General features: G+C 38.2%; 18 protein-coding genes. 6 read left to right on the forward strand and 12 right to left on the reverse strand.

The features are described from left to right. The first annotated feature begins 204 nt into the window (after positions 1-204). Complete coding sequence (locus ACRPLQ_RS12990) at positions 205-924, forward strand: 3-ketoacyl-ACP reductase (RefSeq protein ID WP_028414153.1); 720 nt, start codon at positions 205-207, stop codon at positions 922-924. A 65-nt stretch (positions 925-989) separates the two neighbouring features. Here the strand turns inward: ACRPLQ_RS12990 and ACRPLQ_RS12995 are convergent, their stop codons facing one another. The 3 genes from ACRPLQ_RS12995 to nhaC all read right to left on the reverse strand — a co-directional run bounded on the left by ACRPLQ_RS12995 (position 990) and on the right by nhaC (position 3,760). Continuing rightward, positions 990-1,115 (reverse strand): DUF6254 family protein, encoded by a 126-nt coding sequence (locus tag ACRPLQ_RS12995; protein ID WP_013082238.1) that lies wholly within the window; start codon positions 1,113-1,115, stop codon positions 990-992. A gap of 87 nt (positions 1,116-1,202) precedes the next feature. After that, positions 1,203-2,084 (reverse strand): alpha/beta hydrolase family protein, encoded by an 882-nt coding sequence (locus ACRPLQ_RS13000; protein ID WP_286128087.1) that lies wholly within the window; start codon positions 2,082-2,084, stop codon positions 1,203-1,205. A gap of 293 nt (positions 2,085-2,377) precedes the next feature. Beyond that, positions 2,378-3,760, reverse strand: coding sequence for a Na+/H+ antiporter NhaC (gene nhaC, locus ACRPLQ_RS13005; protein ID WP_432236039.1), 1,383 nt, complete (start codon positions 3,758-3,760; stop codon positions 2,378-2,380). Between the two features lie 419 nt (positions 3,761-4,179). Between nhaC and ACRPLQ_RS13010 the strand changes: the two genes are divergently transcribed. Next, positions 4,180-6,294: an ATP-dependent Clp protease ATP-binding subunit gene (locus tag ACRPLQ_RS13010; RefSeq protein ID WP_328141362.1), complete on the forward strand. Its 2,115-nt coding sequence runs from the start codon at positions 4,180-4,182 to the stop codon at positions 6,292-6,294. A gap of 51 nt (positions 6,295-6,345) precedes the next feature. Here the strand turns inward: ACRPLQ_RS13010 and ACRPLQ_RS13015 are convergent, their stop codons facing one another. Continuing rightward, positions 6,346-6,612, reverse strand: a complete 267-nt coding sequence (locus ACRPLQ_RS13015; protein WP_165635667.1) for a hypothetical protein — start codon at positions 6,610-6,612, stop codon at positions 6,346-6,348. 340 nt (positions 6,613-6,952) lie between these two features. Here ACRPLQ_RS13015 and ACRPLQ_RS13020 point away from each other — a divergent pair, with 340 nt between their 5' ends. Together ACRPLQ_RS13020 and ACRPLQ_RS13025 are read left to right on the forward strand one after the other, a co-directional pair. After that, positions 6,953-8,536 (forward strand): PAS domain S-box protein, encoded by a 1,584-nt coding sequence (locus ACRPLQ_RS13020; protein WP_165635666.1) that lies wholly within the window; start codon positions 6,953-6,955, stop codon positions 8,534-8,536. A gap of 134 nt (positions 8,537-8,670) precedes the next feature. Further along, a complete protein-coding gene (locus tag ACRPLQ_RS13025) occupies positions 8,671-8,805 on the forward strand; it encodes a hypothetical protein (protein ID WP_014461068.1) in 135 nt (44 codons plus the stop codon). A gap of 80 nt (positions 8,806-8,885) precedes the next feature. Here the strand turns inward: ACRPLQ_RS13025 and ACRPLQ_RS13030 are convergent, their stop codons facing one another. Both ACRPLQ_RS13030 and ACRPLQ_RS13035 read right to left on the reverse strand, forming a co-directional pair. Beyond that, complete coding sequence (locus tag ACRPLQ_RS13030; protein WP_165635665.1) at positions 8,886-10,580, reverse strand: M3 family oligoendopeptidase; 1,695 nt, start codon at positions 10,578-10,580, stop codon at positions 8,886-8,888. A 171-nt stretch (positions 10,581-10,751) separates the two neighbouring features. Then, complete coding sequence (locus ACRPLQ_RS13035) at positions 10,752-11,222, reverse strand: MarR family winged helix-turn-helix transcriptional regulator (protein WP_034268232.1); 471 nt, start codon at positions 11,220-11,222, stop codon at positions 10,752-10,754. Between the two features lie 199 nt (positions 11,223-11,421). Between ACRPLQ_RS13035 and ACRPLQ_RS13040 the strand changes: the two genes are divergently transcribed. After that, entirely contained in the window at positions 11,422-12,189 is a 768-nt protein-coding gene (locus ACRPLQ_RS13040) for a DUF4931 domain-containing protein (RefSeq protein WP_028414160.1), read from the forward strand. Positions 12,190-12,345: 156 nt separating this feature from the next. Further along, positions 12,346-13,077: a ZIP family metal transporter gene (locus tag ACRPLQ_RS13045; protein WP_028414161.1), complete on the forward strand. Its 732-nt coding sequence runs from the start codon at positions 12,346-12,348 to the stop codon at positions 13,075-13,077. Positions 13,078-13,141: 64 nt separating this feature from the next. Here the strand turns inward: ACRPLQ_RS13045 and ACRPLQ_RS13050 are convergent, their stop codons facing one another. The 6 genes from ACRPLQ_RS13050 to ACRPLQ_RS13075 all read right to left on the reverse strand — a co-directional run bounded on the left by ACRPLQ_RS13050 (position 13,142) and on the right by ACRPLQ_RS13075 (position 19,555). Continuing rightward, positions 13,142-13,381 carry an aspartyl-phosphate phosphatase Spo0E family protein gene (locus ACRPLQ_RS13050; protein WP_013082228.1) on the reverse strand — a complete coding sequence of 80 codons (240 nt, stop codon included), beginning with the start codon at positions 13,379-13,381 and terminating at the stop codon, positions 13,142-13,144. A 479-nt stretch (positions 13,382-13,860) separates the two neighbouring features. Further along, positions 13,861-15,201 (reverse strand): CoA-disulfide reductase, encoded by a 1,341-nt coding sequence (locus tag ACRPLQ_RS13055; protein WP_432236040.1) that lies wholly within the window; start codon positions 15,199-15,201, stop codon positions 13,861-13,863. A gap of 86 nt (positions 15,202-15,287) precedes the next feature. Next, positions 15,288-16,322: an ABC transporter permease gene (locus ACRPLQ_RS13060; RefSeq protein ID WP_042992251.1), complete on the reverse strand. Its 1,035-nt coding sequence runs from the start codon at positions 16,320-16,322 to the stop codon at positions 15,288-15,290. Then, positions 16,319-17,824, reverse strand: a complete 1,506-nt coding sequence (locus ACRPLQ_RS13065; RefSeq protein ID WP_165635662.1) for a sugar ABC transporter ATP-binding protein — start codon at positions 17,822-17,824, stop codon at positions 16,319-16,321. The genes ACRPLQ_RS13060 and ACRPLQ_RS13065 overlap by 4 nt, the downstream gene beginning before the upstream one ends. Before the next feature lie 16 nt (positions 17,825-17,840). Continuing rightward, the gene (locus tag ACRPLQ_RS13070; protein ID WP_063670932.1) at positions 17,841-18,917 is read right to left on the reverse strand and encodes a sugar ABC transporter substrate-binding protein; all 1,077 of its coding nucleotides are present in this window, start codon (positions 18,915-18,917) and stop codon (positions 17,841-17,843) included. A gap of 122 nt (positions 18,918-19,039) precedes the next feature. Beyond that, the gene (locus ACRPLQ_RS13075) at positions 19,040-19,555 is read right to left on the reverse strand and encodes a 1,2-dihydroxy-3-keto-5-methylthiopentene dioxygenase (protein WP_013055961.1); all 516 of its coding nucleotides are present in this window, start codon (positions 19,553-19,555) and stop codon (positions 19,040-19,042) included. Positions 19,556-19,560 lie beyond the last annotated feature (5 nt).

Genomic DNA, 19,560 nt, shown 5'->3' on the forward strand with positions numbered 1-19,560 from the left:
TCATCCTCCACTACATTGAACGAAAAGAAACGGAATTTCTTCTTTTTATTCTCTATAGTTTTTGTATGAAAAGGAAATTTATACTTGAAGCCATTTTAATAATCTTTATTTTTGACATCATTTGTGCATTTCTATAGGATAGTAATGGATAATTCTTCGTTATTATAAAGAATGTTTATACGGAACATTGAAAGGAGTCTATACATGGCACAATCACTTAAAGGCAAAGTAGCTCTTATTACAGGAGCAGGAAAAGGCATCGGTCGTTCAACTGCAATTGAATTAGCAAAAGAAGGCGTAAATATCGGTTTAATTGCTCGTACAGAGGCAGATTTAAAGGCTGTTGCTTCTGAACTGGAAGCATTTGATGTACAAGTTGCTTATGCAACAGCAGACGTTTCTTCTATGGAAGAAGTAAACGCAGCAGTTGAGCATCTACATACAAAATTAGGGGCAACGGATATCTTAATCAACAATGCGGGAATCGGTAAATTCGGAGGCTTTTTAGAGCTAGACCCAGCTGAGTGGAAACAAATCATTGATGTGAATTTAATGGGCGTTTACTACGTAACGCGCGCCGTTCTACCTCAATTAATCGAAAAAAATGGTGGAGACATCATCAATATTTCATCCACTGCTGGTCAAAAAGGCGCTCCCGTTACAAGTGCTTACAGCGCTTCAAAATTTGGCGTGCTTGGCTTAACTGAATCTTTAGCGCTAGAAGTGCGCAAACACAATATTCGTGTAACAGCTCTAACACCAAGTACAGTAGCAACGGAATTAGCATATAAAGAAAACTTAACGGATGGCAATCCTGATAAAGTGATGCAGCCTGAAGACCTAGCAGAAATTATGGTAGCACAATTAAAGCTGCATCCGCGTATTTTTATCAAATCTGCGGGCATGTGGTCTACAAATCCATAAACAAACATAGAAAAAGGAGAGCTTCAGCTCTCCTTTTTTGTGTCTTCTTTTATATGATGGTTAGCTTATTTACGTTTAGGCGTGATTTCTTCTGATAGTTCTTCAAAAGACTTTACTTTTCCATGCGATGGGTTTTGTGATTGCTTTCGTACGTTCCACTGACGCTCTTTTTGACTTTTAGACTGAGTCATTTTGCTTCATCCCCTTTTTATATGCTTACATGTAGTAGGATAAAACAAGCTGCTCTTTTCCATTCATCAAAACTGCTTCCAATTTCTTTACTGCTTAGCTAAATGTATTTTAAACCATTTATCAATTTCCGCGTTATATTGATCATAATAAGCAGTTAGCGGATGGTCTCCGTTTTTATACAGTACATATTTGTATTCTTTTCCCTGCTCATCTAGTTGTTTCACAAGCTTTTCAGCCTGAGTGTGATGAACTTTACGATCATGATCACCCTGTAAAATTAAAAGAGGTGAATTTACTTTATCGCTCCAGTAGACAACAGAACGACTTTTATACCTCTCTGGATACTGCGCCGGATCTCCTACAATTGTCCGCAGCACTTGTTTCATTTCAGGCCCTCTTTGGTCGTAGAATTGAAACATGTCTGTAATACCTGATTGTACGACAACAGCATCAAATTTAACGCCGTTTTTCATCGTTAAATACGTCATCATACCGCCGCGTGAATATCCTAGCGCTACCTTTTGCTGGTGATTTACATAAGGAAGCTGTTCTCCCCATTTAATAAGATTTAATACGTCGTCAATATCTTTACCGCCGTACGTCTCTGTTCCTTCACTTCCGCCATTTCCCCTGTATTGAGTCGCAACAACGACGTAGCCTTTACTTGCCCAGTATGACAAATACTGAAGTGTTTTTGCGCGAATCATGCCATGTTCGCGATTTCCTCCGCGATTATATACTAAAAGCGGATAATGTTTGTCTGCAATGTCTTTAGGCTGTACTAAAAACCCTTTTATCTTTAAATTATCACTAGGATACGTAATTCTATATACATCTACTTTATTTGAATAAGGCGATAATAAATTCAATTTTTCTTTATTTACATCATCACTTTCAGCTCGGTTAAAAACCGCTGTCACACCGAGCACAGCTACAGTGATTAATGCAATGATGCCCCATTTTTTCAACAGAAACCCTCTCCTCAATAAATATCTTTTCTCTTTTATAATGAGTGTTTTCATTTGCCTTTACCCTTCTTAAATGTTTGCTAAAAAGGGCATTCATCCCATCGCCAATACAGCTTATTTATCATACCGCAAAACCCAAATTTCTTCATTAATAAAGAAATAAGAATTCATACAAGTACATGAAGAGGAAAGACGTATAGTAAATTGTATTATTAAATTATAGATTTGAAAAGTGGAATGATACTTTTTTTGTCGTTTTTTACCTGTCCTTTTTTAAAAAGAAAAAAGCCCAGTTAAGACTGAGCTTTTTTCTTGGCAATACCAATGCCTGTATTTGCTAAAATAATTGAAAAAATCGGACATAAAATGCTAAAGAATGTAAATGGAATATAGTCAGCCGCTGGAATATTTAATGCAGTTGAAATAAAAGCTCCGCTGACACCCCACGGAATAATAGCATTAATAACCGTTCCACCGTCTTCAAGCGTTCGTGATAAGTTTTTCGGGTCTAAGTTCCACTTTTCATACAGCGGCTTAAACGTTTGCCCAGGCAGAAGAATTGATAAATACTGTTCTCCTGTAATAACGTTCACTCCAATTGAAGATAGAAGCGTAGCAAAAATAACGTCTCCGCTGCGGCGGATTTGTTTTGCTAATCCTTCTAATAAAGCATCAATAATTCCAACCGCTCTCATCAAGCCACCTAGCGACAAGGCAATCATGATAAGAGAAATAGAAAACATCATGGACTGTAATCCGCCTTTGTTTACAATCGCATCGACTACTTTATTGCCTGACTCGATTGCTGGCCCGCTTTGAAGAACCCCTAGCAATTGACTCAGCGTAAATTCATGCTGTGTAATCATTCCTGTAATAATGGCCGTTACAATCCCTAAAACTAACGTTGGCAATACATCGACTCTTCTCATCGAAAAAATAAGAACTAAGAGTGGAGAAAGCAACGTTAACACGTGTAAATTAAACGTATGTTTTAATGCTTCTTGAATTCCTTGAATTTCTCCGTAATTGACGCTTTCATGATTTCCGTTCATTCCGATTACCAATGCAATGATTGCTGTAATAACAATACTTGGAACCGTCGTCCACGTAATATGCTGAATATGTTTAGGGAGCGGTACTTCAACGATACCAGAAGCAAAATTTGTTGTATCAGACAATGGAGACATCTTATCTCCAAACACAGCTCCTGAAACAATCATCCCTGCTGCTAGCCCTGGATGTACACCAATAGCAGTTCCCACGCCAAATAAAGCGACTCCTACCGTACTGACGGTTGTTAATGAACTTCCCGTGAATGTTGAAACTAACACGGTGATAACCAAAGCACTAATTAAAAAGTACTGCGGTGAAATCCAGTGGAAGCCGTAGGATAAAATCGTCGGTATCGTTCCTCCTACCATCCAAATCGCAATGAGCATCCCGATCAGCATTAGAATAAGGATAGGCTTAATGCCAAGTCTAACACCGTCTAAAATGCCTTTCTCCATTTCTGTCCACTTATATTTCAACAAAAAGCCAATCACACTAATAAATGCTACACCAAATATTAGCGGAATATGAGGCGGCAGCTTTAACATAAATAATGAAACAAAAATAATAGCTAATAGCACCAAAACCACCGCTATTGATTGTATAAATGAAATTTCTTTTTTCATGAGGTATTCCCTTTCTATCTTTCTTTTTCACTTAAACGCTTTTATGCTTTTACGCAGTTAAGTGCAAACCTTCTTGAGTATAATTTTTATCCTTCTTGCTGTCAATAACTTATTTTATCCAACGGCAGGCTCTGCACTCATTTTTCCACTTTTCTTCTTATTAATATTTATTCTCTATCTAAGCAAATCATTGTACAAAATGCTTCTAATGTTTTTATATATATAAAACGGGTACACACAAAACACACGTTTTTTTAATGTACTACCTTTTGTACATAAGCGAGGAACTTCCCTCAAAAAATTTTTAAGCAAAAGACTTGAAAGTCAAAAAAGGTCAAAGTATAATGAGATTATGAAAGGTCAAGAAAGGTCAAACACCTGCTGATCTTCGATTAAAATCATTTAGGGAGGCTAATTAAATGATTTGTCAAAACTGTAATAAACGTGAAGCATCTATTCAATTAAATGTACAAACAAATAATCAAAAATCTCAATATCGTTTATGTCATACATGTTATCAAGCACTAATGAAAGAACATAAAATCCCATCAGGCTTTGGAGGTGGCGGCTTTATGAACATCGATGATTTATTCAAGCAAATGGCGCACGAACAAGCTGCACCGGAGCAGCCACAGCAAGGAAACGGCGGCGGAGGCTTTTTAGATCAATTTGGTCGAAACTTAACTCAAATTGCGAAAACGGGATTAATTGACCCTGTTATTGGCCGCGAAGAAGAAGTAGAGCGCGTCATTGAAATTTTAAATAGAAGAAACAAAAACAACCCGGTACTAATTGGAGAACCCGGTGTTGGTAAAACAGCTGTAGTCGAAGGGTTAGCTTTAAAAATTGCGGAAGGAAAAGTTCCTGCAAAGCTGCTAAATAAAGATGTATATCTGTTAGATGTAGCATCACTCGTAGCTAATACGGGCGTGCGAGGTCAATTTGAAGAGCGTATGAAACAGTTAATTTCCGAGCTTCAACAGCGAAAAAACGTGATTTTATTTATCGATGAAATCCACCTTCTTGTAGGAGCAGGTTCAGCGGAAGGTTCAATGGACGCAAGCAATATTTTAAAACCTGCTCTTGCACGAGGTGAACTTCAAGTAGTCGGAGCTACAACTTTAAAAGAGTACCGTTCCATTGAAAAAGATGCGGCTCTTGAACGACGTTTCCAGCCGGTTATGGTTCACGAACCGTCTGTAGAAGAAGCCGTTGAAATTCTAAAAGGAATTCAAAGTAAATATGAAGATTATCACGGCGTTAGCTATACAGATGAAGCGATCCGCGCTTGTGTAAATTTATCACACCGCTACATTCAAGATCGTTTCTTGCCTGATAAAGCAATTGACTTGCTAGATGAAGCAGGTTCAAAAATGAACTTACAGGCAGGCATTACAAATAAAGACGACGCAGCCGCTCGCTTAAAAGAAATTACAAAAGAAAAAGAGCAGGCGCTAAAGGATGAAAAATATGAAGTAGCGGCAAAACTGCGCGATGAAGAAGCTGCTCTTGAAAAACAACTAAACGAAGAACAGCAAAAAATGAATGTGGATATTGCTGACATTCAAGCCATTATTGAAAAGAAAACGGGTATCCCTGTTGGTAAACTTCAAGAAAATGAATCAGCAAAAATGAAGCATTTAGCAGAGCACTTAGCTCAAAAAGTAATCGGACAGCAGGAAGCTGTCGAAAAAGTAGCAAAAGCAATTCGACGTTCTCGCGCTGGATTAAAAGCGAAGCATCGCCCAATTGGTTCATTCTTATTTGTCGGTCCAACAGGTGTCGGTAAAACAGAGTTAACCAAAACATTAGCTGAAGAACTGTTCGGCTCAAAAGATGCAATGGTTCGTCTAGATATGAGTGAATACATGGAAAAACACGCGGTGTCTAAATTAATCGGTTCACCTCCTGGCTACGTAGGTCACGAAGAGGCAGGACAATTAACAGAGAAAGTACGCCGTAACCCTTATTCCATCATCTTACTAGATGAAATTGAAAAAGCTCATCCAGACGTTCAGCATATGTTTTTGCAAATTTTAGAAGATGGACGTCTAACGGATAGTCAAGGTCGCACAGTAAGCTTCAAAGACACGGTTATCATTATGACAAGTAACGCTGGTGTAGGTGAAAAGAAAATTACGGTTGGGTTTGACGCAGAAAATGATGCGCTTAAGCAGGCATCCGTTTTAGATTCACTTTCATCTTATTTCAAACCAGAGTTTTTAAATCGATTTGATACAATCATTGAATTTAATCACCTTGAAAAAGATAACTTGATTAAAATCGTTGACCTTATGCTTGCTGAATTGAAAGAAACATTACAAGAACAAAACATCACGCTGAGCGTAGCAGATGAGGTAAAAGAAAAACTGGCTGAACTTGGCTATCACCCTGCATTCGGTGCTAGACCACTCCGCCGAGCAATTCAAGAACAGCTTGAAGATCGAATTACAGATTTACTGTTAGATGATGCGGACGTATCAACAGTGAACGTAACGTTAAATGCAGCAAGCGAAATCACCGTACAAAACTAATAGAAAAAGCGACTCTACTTGAGTCGCTTTTTTTTATAGAAATACTTTCGTTTATTTACTTTCATCTGTTTTGTCGTCCGCACTATCCGTTGATTCTTCTTGATCATCAGCTGCTTCATCCCCAGATGAATCATCTGCTTCGTCTTGCGTCATTGTTTCCTGTGAATCATCTGTTGTTGTATCCTCCGATTGAGTATCATCCGACTGTTCGGTTTGCTGTTCTGTTGCATCTTTTTCATCCGTTTGTGAGTTGCATGCTGTGATTAACATAATTGCTAGAAGTGATCCAAATAACTTGACTAATAAACTTTTGTTCATTTTACCGTCTCCTTTCGAATCATCTGAGCCTCTATGTAGTCACCATTCATATGGCTCTACTGGCAGTATAGCCTATCCAATTGGAAAAAAGTTCACTTTTACAAGGTTATCACAAAAGCTTTACATCTCCTTCATTTCGTTCATATTCCCCTCATATTTCCTTAATAGTTTATGACCAGCCACATTCTAGATCTATCTTCCTTGGTCTAAGTGCTCAATTCGGCTATTCACATAGTTGTAACTATGCTAATATGAGTGATATATTACTGTATCGTGCGACTAGCTGACTATGAAGTTATTCTCCTATAAAATTATTCACCATTTAAGAAAGGGATTTTTTATGGAATCACACAACCTCATAAAAAAACGTAATTTTATTCTTTTACTTATTTTTTGGCTGCTGTATTTTGTCCACATTGTGTTATACCACTTTATTGCAGCTGATCCTCATCTGATTGTTTTTATAAGCGGAGGGGTTTTATTATTGGTAGTGACGGCTATGTATTACTTTCATTTTCATCCTGCTATCATTATGTATTCTTTTTTTATATGCTATTATGCCTATATTGCGTACATAACATCTATTGAACCTGCTGTTATTAATTATTTGTTTTTGTTTCTTGGAATAATTGTTAGCTTTATTTACTATAGCTATATCGCTATTGTAACTTCTACATTAATGTCCATAATAATTGTTTTGTACTTTTATGTAAGCAACACTCTTTTTACATCTGTGACTTTCGTGAAATTAGATATCGTTTATTTCATTTTGTTTACGCTGATCACAATGATTATTTTGTTGTATTGTGCTCATTTCTCTAAAAAATTGATTGCTATTACGACGGTCAAAATGAACAAAACCGAAGATGAACTTTACTCAGCTCAAGAGTATTTACAATCTTTTTTCACATACAATCGCGACGCCATTTCCGTGTTCAGTCTAGACGGCAAAGTGATTAAAGTAAACGATGCTTTTGAGCAAATATACGGATGGAAAGCGGAAGAAATTGTCGGAAAAACCATCCCGTTTATTCCTACTGGCTTAAAAGGCGACGCTGAAAACCGATTAGACAGGGTTAAAAAAGGAGAAAAGCTGGTAGCCTTTGAAACCCAAGATAAGCGAAAAGACGGAAAAATAATTGATGTAGAAATCACTGTTTCACCTATTTTTAATCGTGATCAGCAAGTCGTTGCGCTTTTTGGTATTTCACGCGATCTTACAGAAGAAAAGGAAACAGAAAAATTTCTTCGCCAAACCGATAAATTATCTTTAGCCGGCGAAATGGCAGCGGGCATCGCTCATGAAATTCGAAATCCGCTTACTTCCCTGAATGGATTTATTCAGCTTATTCATGAAGACAGCAGCCGCTATCATTCTTATACAACCATCATGCTGAGTGAACTGAATCGTATTAACTCAATCGTTGGAGAATTTTTATTGCTCGCTAAACCTCATGATACGGTTATGAAAAAACATGCATTCTCTACTATTTTAAATGACGTTATTCTTCTGTATGAATCAGAATGTGTATTAAAAAACGTCGTAGTTAAAACGCAGGTGGAAGCTCCGCATACATACATCTGCTGTGATGCCAATCAAATTAAGCAAGTACTCATTAATTTATTAAAAAATGCGCTCGAAGCTATGCCTAGCGGAGGAGAAATTCATTTAAACGTTACTCAGCATACTAAAGGCCTTACTATTTTCATTAAAGATACAGGAGTGGGTATTCCCTCAAATTTGCTTACGCACATTCAAAAGCCCTTTTTTACCACGAAGCCATCAGGCACCGGTCTTGGACTTGTTGTGATTAAAAACATTCTGTATCAGCATAAAGGAACATTTGAGATTAAAAGCACTGTGGGCGAAGGAACCAGCGTTACCCTTACGATTCCTTTATGGGAACAAGGAGTGAACCATTAAAAAAAGAGGCTAGAACAAAAGTATGTTAGTTGAAGGAAGATCCGAACGAGTTTATTTTTTAATTAAAAATCAAACTCATTCGGATTTTTTTATTATGAGGGTGAGCGTAGGTTTAATCTAGGTGCTTCTAGCTGTTGATTGGAGGGCAAGGCGAAGACTCCTGCGGGAAAAGCGGAATAGGTGAGACCCCGCAGGAGCATAAGCGCCGAGGAGGCTCACCAGCCGCCCGCGGAAAGCGAAGCCTTGCACGGAAATCAACGGCGGTGTAACAAGCGATTCATACTAGATTGTTTCTCACATTTGTTCGTCTTTAGATTCGATTGATTTTGTTATGTCTCAAGCCCTGTTTTTATAGCTTTTTATCATCAATACTATTTAAATAGTTTTCAATTTCATCTACTACAGACTGCACGCAGCCCTCTTCGAATGGAGAGATCAAATTCGCTTCCTCTACTAATTCTAAAAATGGCTTACTTCCGCCAAGCTTACACAAATGAACGTAATCTTGCCATGCTTGTTCATGATTTTCTCGATCCTTTTTCCAAAATTGAAATGCACAAATTTGAGCGAGCGTATAATCAATATAATAAAACGGAGACGTGTAAATATGAAGCTGGCGCTGCCAGAAGCCACCGCTTTCTAGATAACGATGGCCATCATAGTTTTTAGAAGGCATATATTTCTTTTCAATTTCTCGCCACGTTTGTTTTCGTTCCGAAGGCGTCATCTCAGGGCGTTCGTATACAGCATGCTGAAATTCATCTACTGCTACCCCGTAAGGCAAGAAAGTTAAGCCTGAGCTTAAATGAGAAAACTGGTATTTATCTTTGTCTTCTTTAAAGAACAACTCCATCCAAGGCCATGTAAAATACTCCATGCTCATCGAATGAATTTCAGCTCCTTCATGCGTAGGCCAGTGATACTCATTGGTTTCCATATCTCGGCTGGAATACACTTGAAAAGCATGCCCTGCTTCATGCGTTAACACATCAATATCGCCTGATGTTCCATTAAAGTTTGAAAAAATAAACGGCGCTTTGTATTCTTCAATAAACGTACAGTAGCCTCCGCCTGCTTTGCCCTTTTTAGCGACTAAATCCATTAAATTATTTTCAAGCATAAAGGAAAAAAATTCGTCCGTTTCTTTAGAAAGCTCCTTATACATAACCCGTCCATTTTCAATAATCCACTTTTCATCACCTTTTGGCACTGCGTTTCCTGTTTCAAACTGAAACGGTTCATCATAATAAGTTAAGCTCTCTACTTGAATTCTTTCCTGCTGACGCTTTTTTAGTTTTTCAGTAAGGGGAACAATATACTCTTTCACTTGTTGGCGAAAAGCGGCAACCATTTCAGCATCGTACCCTATTCTAGACATACGAGCATAGCCCACTTCTACGAAATTTTTATAGCCTAATTTTTCAGCAAGCTTAGTCCGCACTTTTACAAGCTTGTCGTAAATATCATCAAATTCCTCTTCATGATCAGTAAAAAATTGAAACTTCGCTTCTGCTGCTTTTTTTCTCATTTCTCGATCAGATGACTCCATAAACGGATCGAGCTGAGCTAACGTTCTTTCTTCTCCTTCAAATACAATTTTAGCTGACGCCACTAGCTTCGTATATTGAGATGATAGCTTATTTTCTTCCTGCAGCTCTTTTACTATTTCAGGAGAGAACGTTTTTAACTGCATTTCAGCAAGAGAAAACAGCTGCTTTCCCCACTTTTCTTCTAGTTCCGGTTTAAAAGGTGAAGAGATTAAGGCTTTGTAAAATTTCTCTACGTATCCTTCTAAAAGCGGCTGTGTTTCATCAAAATAGTCTTGTTCTTCTTTATAAAATTCATTGGCTGTGTCGATAGAATGACGAATATAGCAGATGTTCCCCATTGTACTGTACTGAGAATACGCATCGTTTGCTAGACGAATTGCCTCATTTTGCTGACTGACTGACCCTGCTTCCGTAAAATGTGTAATGGCCTTTTCAAACTGCTTTTCAATTTCATTCATATCAGGTCGCGTATATGTATAATTCTCAAATTTCATCATTTATTCCCCTTCCTCTATATGTCTGTATGTAACCTAATTCGTTTTTATCCAGCTGTATTCCTGTTAATTTCAATTTTTTGTCACTTTTTATTTTTTATGTCGATTGGTCATGAAAGAAGTCATAGAAAAAACTCGTTTGTTCAACAGAAACAAACGAGCTTTCCTTACTTAATTAGTCGATTCCGGCAAAAATTCATCTGCATAGTGCCCTAGTTTCTTAAGCATCGAAATGGCAACTTCCTTTTCTTCGCTAGATAAAACGGATAAAATTTCATGAATTCTTTTTTCGTGACTCGGAAACATGCTTTCAATCATTTCCTTGCCTTGCTTGGTGATAGCTGCATAGGTTACGCGACGATCGTTCGGACAAGCAACACGCTCCAAGAAGCCTTTTTTCTCAAGCTTGTCTACTACATACGTAATACTGCCGCTTGCCAACAGAATTTTTCCGCCAATTTGCTGAAGAGGCTGCTGGCCTTTGTGGTACAATAACTCTAGGACAGCAAATTCGGTTGGATTCATTCCATGCTGTTGAATAAATTTATGCACATGATCATTAATTGAACGATTGGCACGAGATAGTACAATAAATAATTTAAGAGATTGGTCTAACTCTTCTCTAGTTACATCATTCGTCATTTTAATCAGTTCCTTTGATATTATCTTGATATCAAGATAATACTAAAATTTCCCTTCAAAGTCAATCAAAGCAGGCTTATTTCATCGGTTATTCTCTCTGCTTGTACAATTTTTTTGATAAAAAATGTATATAAGTGGATTTATACATATGCTTTTAATACAATAAACATATGAACATTACATAAAAAGGTGAATGATTATGAAACCAACCCATTTATTATTTAATTCCGCGATTGGTTCGCAAAAGCCTGAAACAATCGTTAACCGGCAAAACCCCTGTCCCTTTTGCGACGTAGAATCTCTTACAGGCATCATTGAAAAACAAGGACCTATCATTTGGCTAAAAAATAAGTTTCCCGTTCTGCAAGATGCTTATCAGACGGTTATTATTGAGACCGATGAGTGTTCGTCAGAACTATCTATTTATCCAAAAGAACATCTGTATACCTTGCTGAGTTTTGCTACTGAACGATGGATATCGATGATGAACAGCGGAGAATATGCTTCTGTTCTTTTCTTTAAAAACCACGGCCCCATGTCCGGAGGATCATTACGACATCCTCATATGCAAATTATTGGTTTAAATGAGATGGATGTAAATGAAAATGTGAAGCTAGAGCAGTTTGAAGGAGTCACAATTGCCAAAAATGAACACGTCACATTTAATTTATCTGTAAAACCTCGAATGGGCTTTTTTGAATTTAACGTGATAACAGATCAGCTTGACAAAGAGCTGCACACGTTTGCAGATTATCTTCAAACGGCTGCTCACTATTTATTAAATCATTTTCATCGTAGCTGCACGAGCTACAACTTGTTTTTTTATAATCTTAAAAACGGCAAAATTGCAGCGAAAATCATTCCTCGCTTTGCCACATCTCCTTTGTATGTAGGATATGGCATTCCTCAAGTTTCCAATAAGCTTGAGCACATTGCTAACCAAGTTCAGGAGCTGTACTTCACCTAAAAAGTTGAACCTTCACTGGTTCAACTTTTTTGTAAAATTATTGCATAAAGCTGTTCATTTTTAAAATAGTCATGCTCATAGAAAACAAAAAAACATACACTAAAAGAACGATGTGAATTGAGGATAAAAAGAAGAATACGTAAAAGGAGACGGTTTATGACTGAGGTACTAATTGGAAGCATTCTTTCTGCGCTATCGACTGGAGTAGGCGCTTTGCCTATTCTATTTTTGAATCAAGAACTCACTCATCGCTGGAAAGATATACTTCTTGCGCTCACTGCAGGCATTATGACAGCAGCTTCTACTATGAGCTTAATTCCAGAATCTCTTCAAAGCGGCGGTTTTTTTTCCTTAGCGATTGGCTTACTGCTTGGCGTGGTAACATTAACACTCTTGGAGCAGAATATTCCTCACATTGATCTTGAGCATTCTAAAACCGGCATACAGTTTGATGAAAAAGCACTTTTAATTGTTTCCGCTATTACGTTGCACAACCTTCCTGAAGGACTGTCTGTTGGTGTGAGCTACGCTTCAAATGTTGAAAATACAGGGAACTTAATTGCCCTTGCAATCGGTCTTCAAAATGCACCTGAAGGACTGTTGGTCGCGCTATTTTTAGCTCAGCAAAATATCAGTAAAATAAAAGCATTTTTAATTGCTACCCTTACAGGATCAGTTGAAATTGTAACGTCTTTACTCGGGTTTTATTTAACTAATTTTGTGGAGTCTCTCGTTTCATATGGATTAGCGTTTGCTGCTGGAGCCATGCTTTTTATTATTTATAAAGAGTTAATTCCGGAAAGTCACGGCGATGGAAACGAAAGATTTGCTACTTATTCGTTTATTTTTGGTATTTTGTTTATGATTTTTTTAATTAACATTTTTTAAAGCTGAAGAGAGGCCACGGGCAGCGTAATTGTTTCACTGCCCGATCCCGAATGCTTGTCCTGCATTACAGCTTTGAAAAAGATAAAAAGCGGCTAATCAGTGTGGCAAACGATGTCTTTTCTTCCTCTTCTTTTAAACGCTGCTTTTGATAAACGAGTAAGAGCTGATCAAGCTCTTGACTACAGGTAACGGTTTCTTCATTAGTCAGACCTTTTTCTTCTCCGAGCTGCACCATCTTTTGTCTTTTTTGGACGATTTCCACTAATAATCTCTCTGATTTCGTTCTATTTCTCACTCCAAACACAAAATCCTCTCCTATGACAAAGAAATTAGCTTATAACGCATTATTACAAATTCTACTAAATATGTAAATAGAGTCGCAATAATAGACATTTTTTTCGCAAAAAAATTATTTTGTCGGAATTTACAAACGCTTACATTGCTATAGGAATACCGTTTATCTTTTTTTTACAAGTTGTTTTTCGACAAAAGATGCTGCTTGTCGAATAAAAAAGAGGTTGAGACATAACGAAATAAATCCAATCGAAAGACGAACAAATGAGATACATGAGCTGGACTGCTTATGACACCGCAATTGATTTCCGTGCAAGGCTTCGCTTTCCGCGGGAGTCTTCTCTTTGCCCTCCAATCAATTGCTAGAAGGAACGAAACAAATAAAACGATGTACACCATCACAAAAAAAAAAAAGAACCACTCATCAAACAGGTTGATGAGTGGTTCTTTTTTTACTTGGACTCAACTACTTTTGTCCCAGCCTCTTTTTTATTCAGCTTTCTGAGCAGCGATTTGTACAGCATCCCATACCGTAGCAAAAGGAGGGGCATACGAAAGATCTAGCATGGTTATTTCATCTGTTGTGAGGCAGCAAGTAATAGCTGTCGCAAATACATCGATTCGTTTTGCAACTCCTTCTTTCCCAATCATTTGAACCCCTAAAATCTCTTTTGTTTCAGGATGATAAACAAGTTTTATCACAATCTTTTCAGCTCCTGGATAGTAAGAAGCATGACTCGGAGCCCCGGCTGTGATGGCTTTGTATAAAAGAGAATTTTCTCTTGCTTCTCTTTCTGAGATGCCGGTTTTTCCAATTTCATAGTCCATCACTTTGACAATACTTGTACCTACAACACCCGGAAATTCTCTTTTTTCTCCCCCTAATCGGTAACCAAGAACCCTTCCCTGCTTATTGGCAATGGTTCCAAGAGCAATATGAACATCTTTTTTTAATACGCGGTGATAGCTCGTTGCACAATCTCCCGCTGCGTAGATATGAGGCACGTTGGTTTCCAACTTCTCGTTTACTAAAATAGCTCCATTTTCAAGCATTCTTAGTCCGTTTCTTTCTAAGAATTGCGTATTCGGACGAACTCCTACATTTACAATCACTAAATCCGTTTGGTACGTTTGACGGTTTGTTTGAACGTGAGTGACGGAACCATCTGAATGCAGCAATGCTTCCACTTCTTCTTCGAAATGAAATAAAATATCGTCATCTAGCTGCTTTTGTAGATGCTCTGCCATGTCTTGATCTAAAATAGATAGAATCTGCTTTCCCTGTTCAATGACCCGTACTTCTTTTCCCAAAGCCTTCATTGCTTCAGCTACTTCCATTCCGACATATCCTCCACCAATAATAGTGACTTTTTCTACGGAGTGAGCCTGTAGATATGTATAGATTCTTTCGCTGTCTTCTAATGACTTTAATGTGCATACATTCGGCATGTTATCACTCATAAAATTAGGTTTAACAGCCGTTGTTCCAGTTGCAATGATGAGTTCATCATATGTTATCTCTTTTTCAGTGTGCGTTTTGACATCTTGTGCTACTATGTATTTCTTTGTATGGTTTACTTCTTTAACTTCGTGAAAAAGATGGACGGAGATATTTCGCTCTTCAAACTCTTGTTTCGTACGAGCAATCAAATCGTCTTTTTCTTTTACAACACCTGACAGATAGTAAGGCATGCCACATGCGCTGTAAGAGATATCTCCACCTTTTTCAAACACAAGGATTTCCACTTCTTCTTTTTCTTTCATCCGGCGAAGCTGTGAAGCTGCGCTCATTCCGGCGGCTACTCCTCCTATAATGACAACACGTTTCATTTATACTCCCTCTTTCTACATAAATAATAGATTATACTATTGTTTTTCCTTATTCTTCCCGATTTCAAACGAAAAAAAACGGCTGTTTACACAGCCGTAGATGTTTGTTTCGAGCGGTAATACGTTAGAGCCAAGGCTCCTGCCAATACAGCTCCTTTAATAATATCTTGCATATAATACGGAACATTTAGCATCGTTAATCCATTTAACAGCACACCGATTAAAATAGAGCCAATCAGCGTCCCGAATACATTCGGTTTCCCTGCTCCAAATACGGAAAAACCAATGTATGTCGCAGCTACGGCATCCATTAAAAATGGTGAGCCGGCGTTCACTTCTCCTACTCCAATACGGGCAGCTAAAACGACTCCTCCAATTCCAGCAAGCAAACCTGAAAACATATAGGCATACATGCGGTAACGATTAACCGGTACACCCGAAAGCCTTGCTGCTTCTATGTTACCTCCTGTTACATAGAAAAAACGCCCAAACTTTGTATAGGAAAAAACGATATGAACAAGCAGCACAGTCAGCAGCATAATGATCACAGGAACAGGAATACCTAGAAAGTGACCTTGCCCCAGCGCAAGGAAAGAAGGAATAAAAATTCCCGGAGCTCTGTCTCCGCTTGGTAAAGGCATATTGGTATAAATAGCTGAGCCTTTTGTATACGTTAATAAAATCCCTTGTACGATGAACATCATTGAAAGCGTGGCTAAAATATCAGGAATCTTTACTTTCACTACTAAAAAAGCATTTACTAACCCGATAAGAAGCGATGCAATAATCGGAACAATGATAGCGACTGCAATTTCTTGTCTGTGTAAAACAAGCATAGAGGCTGATAAAATAGTGGCTAACCCAGCCGTAGACCCTACAGATAAATCCAGTCCATTGACAGTTAACGATATCGTTACACCAAGCGCAATTAAGGTAACAATGGAAATAGAGCGCAGGATATCACTAATGTTTTCTCCTGTTAAAAAATTAGGTGTGGCAATGGAAAAAATAATCATAATAACAAAAATCATTAAGACTGTCCCATATTTATAAAAAAAGTCGAAAACGCTTATTTTTCTCTTTGGTTTCGCTACAGGTTCTGTTACATACTCCGCACTCATCCTTTTACTCCTCCTGCTGTATAATAAAATAATTTTTCACTAGTTGCTTCTTCTTTGGATAATTCTTTCACGATTTTTCCGTTGTACATAACATAAATTCGATCCGCTACCCCTAGCAGCTCCTCGAATTCACAGGTTGCATAAACAACGCCTTTTTTCTGTGACACAAGATTTGTAATTAAGTCGAATATCTCTCGCTTAGAGCCGACATCAACTCCTTTAGTTGGTTCATCAAACAACAGTACGTCAGAGTCCGTAACAAGCCATTTTCCGATTGCTACTTTTTGCTGATTTCCACCGCTTAACGTTCCAACTGACTGCTCGATAGAATGAGACTTTACGCCAACTTGCCCAGTCGTTTTCTGCGCTTTTTCTTTGATCTTTCCTCGCTTTAGAAACGAATAATTTGTAAAGCGGGACAGACTTGGCAAAACTAAGTTATCGGCAATCGATTCATGAACAAAAATTCCTTCTTTTCTTCGTTCTTCAGGAACAAGAGAAAGACCTTGTGCAATATAATAATACGGCTGCTTATTCAACTTTAGTTTCTTGCCTTTTAACCGAACGCTGCCGCTCACATATTGCTCTAAACCAAATAGACTTCGGCAAAGCTCCGTTTTCCCCGCTCCTACAAGCCCTGCAATACCGACTACCTCTCCTTCTTTTACATGAAAAGAGATATTAGAAAGCCGCCCTGGAAGAGATAATGCTTCTACGTGTAAAAGTTCGTTTCCAACTTCTACTGATTTTTTGACCCACTGCTTTACAGAAGACGTTCCTAGCATAAGCGTAATCACGTTTTCAATTGAAGTATGTGAAGTTTCTTTTGTAGCTACATAGCGTCCGTCCTTTAAAACCGTTAAGCGGTCGCAAATATCAACCACTTCTTGAAGGCGATGTGAAATATAAATAATGCCTACTCCGCTTTTCTTCAGCTCTCTCATCACAGAAAACAATTGTTTCGTCTCTTCCACACTAAGAGGTGCGGTTGGTTCATCCAAAATTAAATAATCAACATTCTGTACAATTGCACGTGCAATAAGCACCTGCTGTTTTTCTGATAGAGTTAGATCAACGACATTTTTTTTAACGGATAAAGAAGAACCAAGTAAAGAAAGAGCTTCTTCCGCTTTCTTATAAATAGATTTCCAGTTTACAAATGCCTTACTCTTATTAGAAGCCTGTACGTCTAACACAATGTTTTCAGCTACTGACAGCGAAGGAATCAGCGCTACATCGACTTCTTGGTGTACAATGCCGATGCCGTGACTCTTCGCTTCTTTAGGAGAAGAAATAGAGATTTCTCCTCCGTCTTTGTAGATCTTTCCCTCGTACTCGTCGTAAGCTCCGCACAATATTTTCATCAACGTACTTTTACCGGCACCATTGGCTCCCAATAAAGCATGAATTTCCCCTTTTTGAACAGTAAAATCAACTTTGTTCAGCGCTTGAAAAGAACCAAAGTTTTTTGTAATGTTCTTCATTGAAAGCTCGTTCGTCATGTCTGTCCCTCCACTTCTACTCTTTTTTGCCCCATTCTTCTACGTACTGACTAAGCTGATCCATATTAATCGTTTGATTAGGCAAGTCAGTTTGTTTGACTAAAACCGGATCAAAGGAATAATAACGAGGAATCTCTTGACCGGAAATCTTTTTAAGAAGCAGATCAACTTGCTTTTCTCCTACTGAAGCTGGATTTACGGCAGCAGACGCTTTCCACGGGCTGTTTTTTGCCTGCATCATTTGCAGATCTTCATCAGATAAGTCTACTCCGTATACTTTAATCTCGTCTCGTCCTGCTTCTTTAATCGCTCTTGTGACTCCTTTTGCAAATTCGTCCCATGGCGCCCAAACGGCCGCAATGTCTCCTTTATTTGGATACTGCTTCAATACGGCTGCCATTTTATTTTGAGTGTCTAGAGAGGTGTTGTCCGTTGCGCTTCCGAACGTGGCAATTTGTTTTACATCTGGATAGCGATTCATCATAATTTTATAAATGCTGTCGCGCTTTTCCATCGGTGCGAAGCCTCCAACAAATGCATATACAATATTTCCTTTTCCGTTAATGTCCTGCATCATTTGTTTCAGACCCTGCAGCGCAAGCATATAATCGTCTTGATCGATGGTTGTAACGCCTTCTACTTTTAATTCTACGTCTGTTGCAATAACGGGAATTCCTTTTGCAATCGCGCGCTTCACGCCAGGTTCAAGGGTTTCAGCCCGGCCGTGGTCAATCATAATGCCGTCAACATTTTGGTTAATAGCCGTGTCTAAATAAGCCGCCATTTTAGATTGATCATTGTTCGAATCAGAAACGGATAGCTGTACTCCTGCTTTTTTAGCCGCTTTTGTCACACCTGTTATGTACTGAGCAGCGTGAGTGCCTGATGTAAATTCAGAAATAAGCGCAATTTTTGTATCTTTCGTAACCTTTTTTCCTTCTTGCTGTACAGGCTTAGCAGAAGCCGCTTGCTGCGCTGGAGCTGCCTGTGCTTTCTCGTTTAGACTTGGCTGTTCTTTCGTGCAGGCAGCCAGCGCAAAAACTAGAAGCACGAGCAAAGTAAGTGGCCACAGCATTTTTTTACTCTTTTTCATGGTGTTCCTCCCATTAAACTTATTATTCATATAAAAATAGTTAGTTTTATAATAATCCAAAGAATACCCCGCTTTTAGATGTAAAAGCGGGGTGATCATGACCTATGCTTTACAAGTAGTTGTTATGCGTAAATAGGTACCCATCCTTCAGTTGTCACGAAAATTCGCACAGCGACTACTTTACGATCTTCCATTAGTGTAAAGTAATGAAGAATGTTTTCTGGTACTGAAATTAAATCGCCCGGCTCTAATTCAACATCAAAAAATTCACCGTCTTTTCCTTGAATAACAAAGATTCCATGACCGCTTACGATAAAGCGAACTTCGTCATCTGTATGAATATGCTTGCGCTGAAAGTTTTTTAACAATTCATCAATGTTTGGTGTAGATTCCGATAACGAGATAACATCTTGAGCTTTATAGCCGCGGCGTTCAGAAATATCTTTAATATCCTCACCAAAAGCGTTTAAAATTTCTGTTTTTTCTTCATCAGTTAAATCATATTTTTCACGAAGGTTTTCTGGAAGTTTTGTAATATCCCAGTTTTCATAAATAACTTCATTGTTTGCCAGAAAAGCTGATACTTCCTCTTGAGTTTCAATCCTTTTATTATTTACATGTAAGCGAATTTGCGCCATTTTTA

The sequence above is a fragment of the Priestia sp. TRN 1309 genome (assembly GCF_050846875.1).
Classification (GTDB): Bacteria; Bacillota; Bacilli; order Bacillales; family Bacillaceae_H; genus Priestia; species Priestia zanthoxyli.

What these genes read in the sequence shown, in the direction of transcription:
- ACRPLQ_RS12990 (WP_028414153.1), top strand. Translation starts at nt 205, where the DNA reads ATGGCACAATCACTTAAAGGCAAAGTAGCTCTTATTACAGGAGCAGGA.
- ACRPLQ_RS12995 (WP_013082238.1), bottom strand. Translation starts at nt 1,115, where the DNA reads ATGACTCAGTCTAAAAGTCAAAAAGAGCGTCAGTGGAACGTACGAAAG.
- nhaC (WP_432236039.1), bottom strand. Translation starts at nt 3,760, where the DNA reads ATGAAAAAAGAAATTTCATTTATACAATCAATAGCGGTGGTTTTGGTG.
- ACRPLQ_RS13010 (WP_328141362.1), top strand. Translation starts at nt 4,180, where the DNA reads ATGATTTGTCAAAACTGTAATAAACGTGAAGCATCTATTCAATTAAAT.
- ACRPLQ_RS13015 (WP_165635667.1), bottom strand. Translation starts at nt 6,612, where the DNA reads ATGAACAAAAGTTTATTAGTCAAGTTATTTGGATCACTTCTAGCAATT.
- ACRPLQ_RS13020 (WP_165635666.1), top strand. Translation starts at nt 6,953, where the DNA reads ATGGAATCACACAACCTCATAAAAAAACGTAATTTTATTCTTTTACTT.
- ACRPLQ_RS13030 (WP_165635665.1), bottom strand. Translation starts at nt 10,580, where the DNA reads ATGAAATTTGAGAATTATACATATACGCGACCTGATATGAATGAAATT.
- ACRPLQ_RS13035 (WP_034268232.1), bottom strand. Translation starts at nt 11,222, where the DNA reads ATGACGAATGATGTAACTAGAGAAGAGTTAGACCAATCTCTTAAATTA.
- ACRPLQ_RS13040 (WP_028414160.1), top strand. Translation starts at nt 11,422, where the DNA reads ATGAAACCAACCCATTTATTATTTAATTCCGCGATTGGTTCGCAAAAG.
- ACRPLQ_RS13045 (WP_028414161.1), top strand. Translation starts at nt 12,346, where the DNA reads ATGACTGAGGTACTAATTGGAAGCATTCTTTCTGCGCTATCGACTGGA.
- ACRPLQ_RS13055 (WP_432236040.1), bottom strand. Translation starts at nt 15,201, where the DNA reads ATGAAACGTGTTGTCATTATAGGAGGAGTAGCCGCCGGAATGAGCGCA.
- ACRPLQ_RS13060 (WP_042992251.1), bottom strand. Translation starts at nt 16,322, where the DNA reads ATGAGTGCGGAGTATGTAACAGAACCTGTAGCGAAACCAAAGAGAAAA.
- ACRPLQ_RS13065 (WP_165635662.1), bottom strand. Translation starts at nt 17,824, where the DNA reads ATGACGAACGAGCTTTCAATGAAGAACATTACAAAAAACTTTGGTTCT.
- ACRPLQ_RS13070 (WP_063670932.1), bottom strand. Translation starts at nt 18,917, where the DNA reads ATGAAAAAGAGTAAAAAAATGCTGTGGCCACTTACTTTGCTCGTGCTT.
- ACRPLQ_RS13075 (WP_013055961.1), bottom strand. Translation starts at nt 19,555, where the DNA reads ATGGCGCAAATTCGCTTACATGTAAATAATAAAAGGATTGAAACTCAA.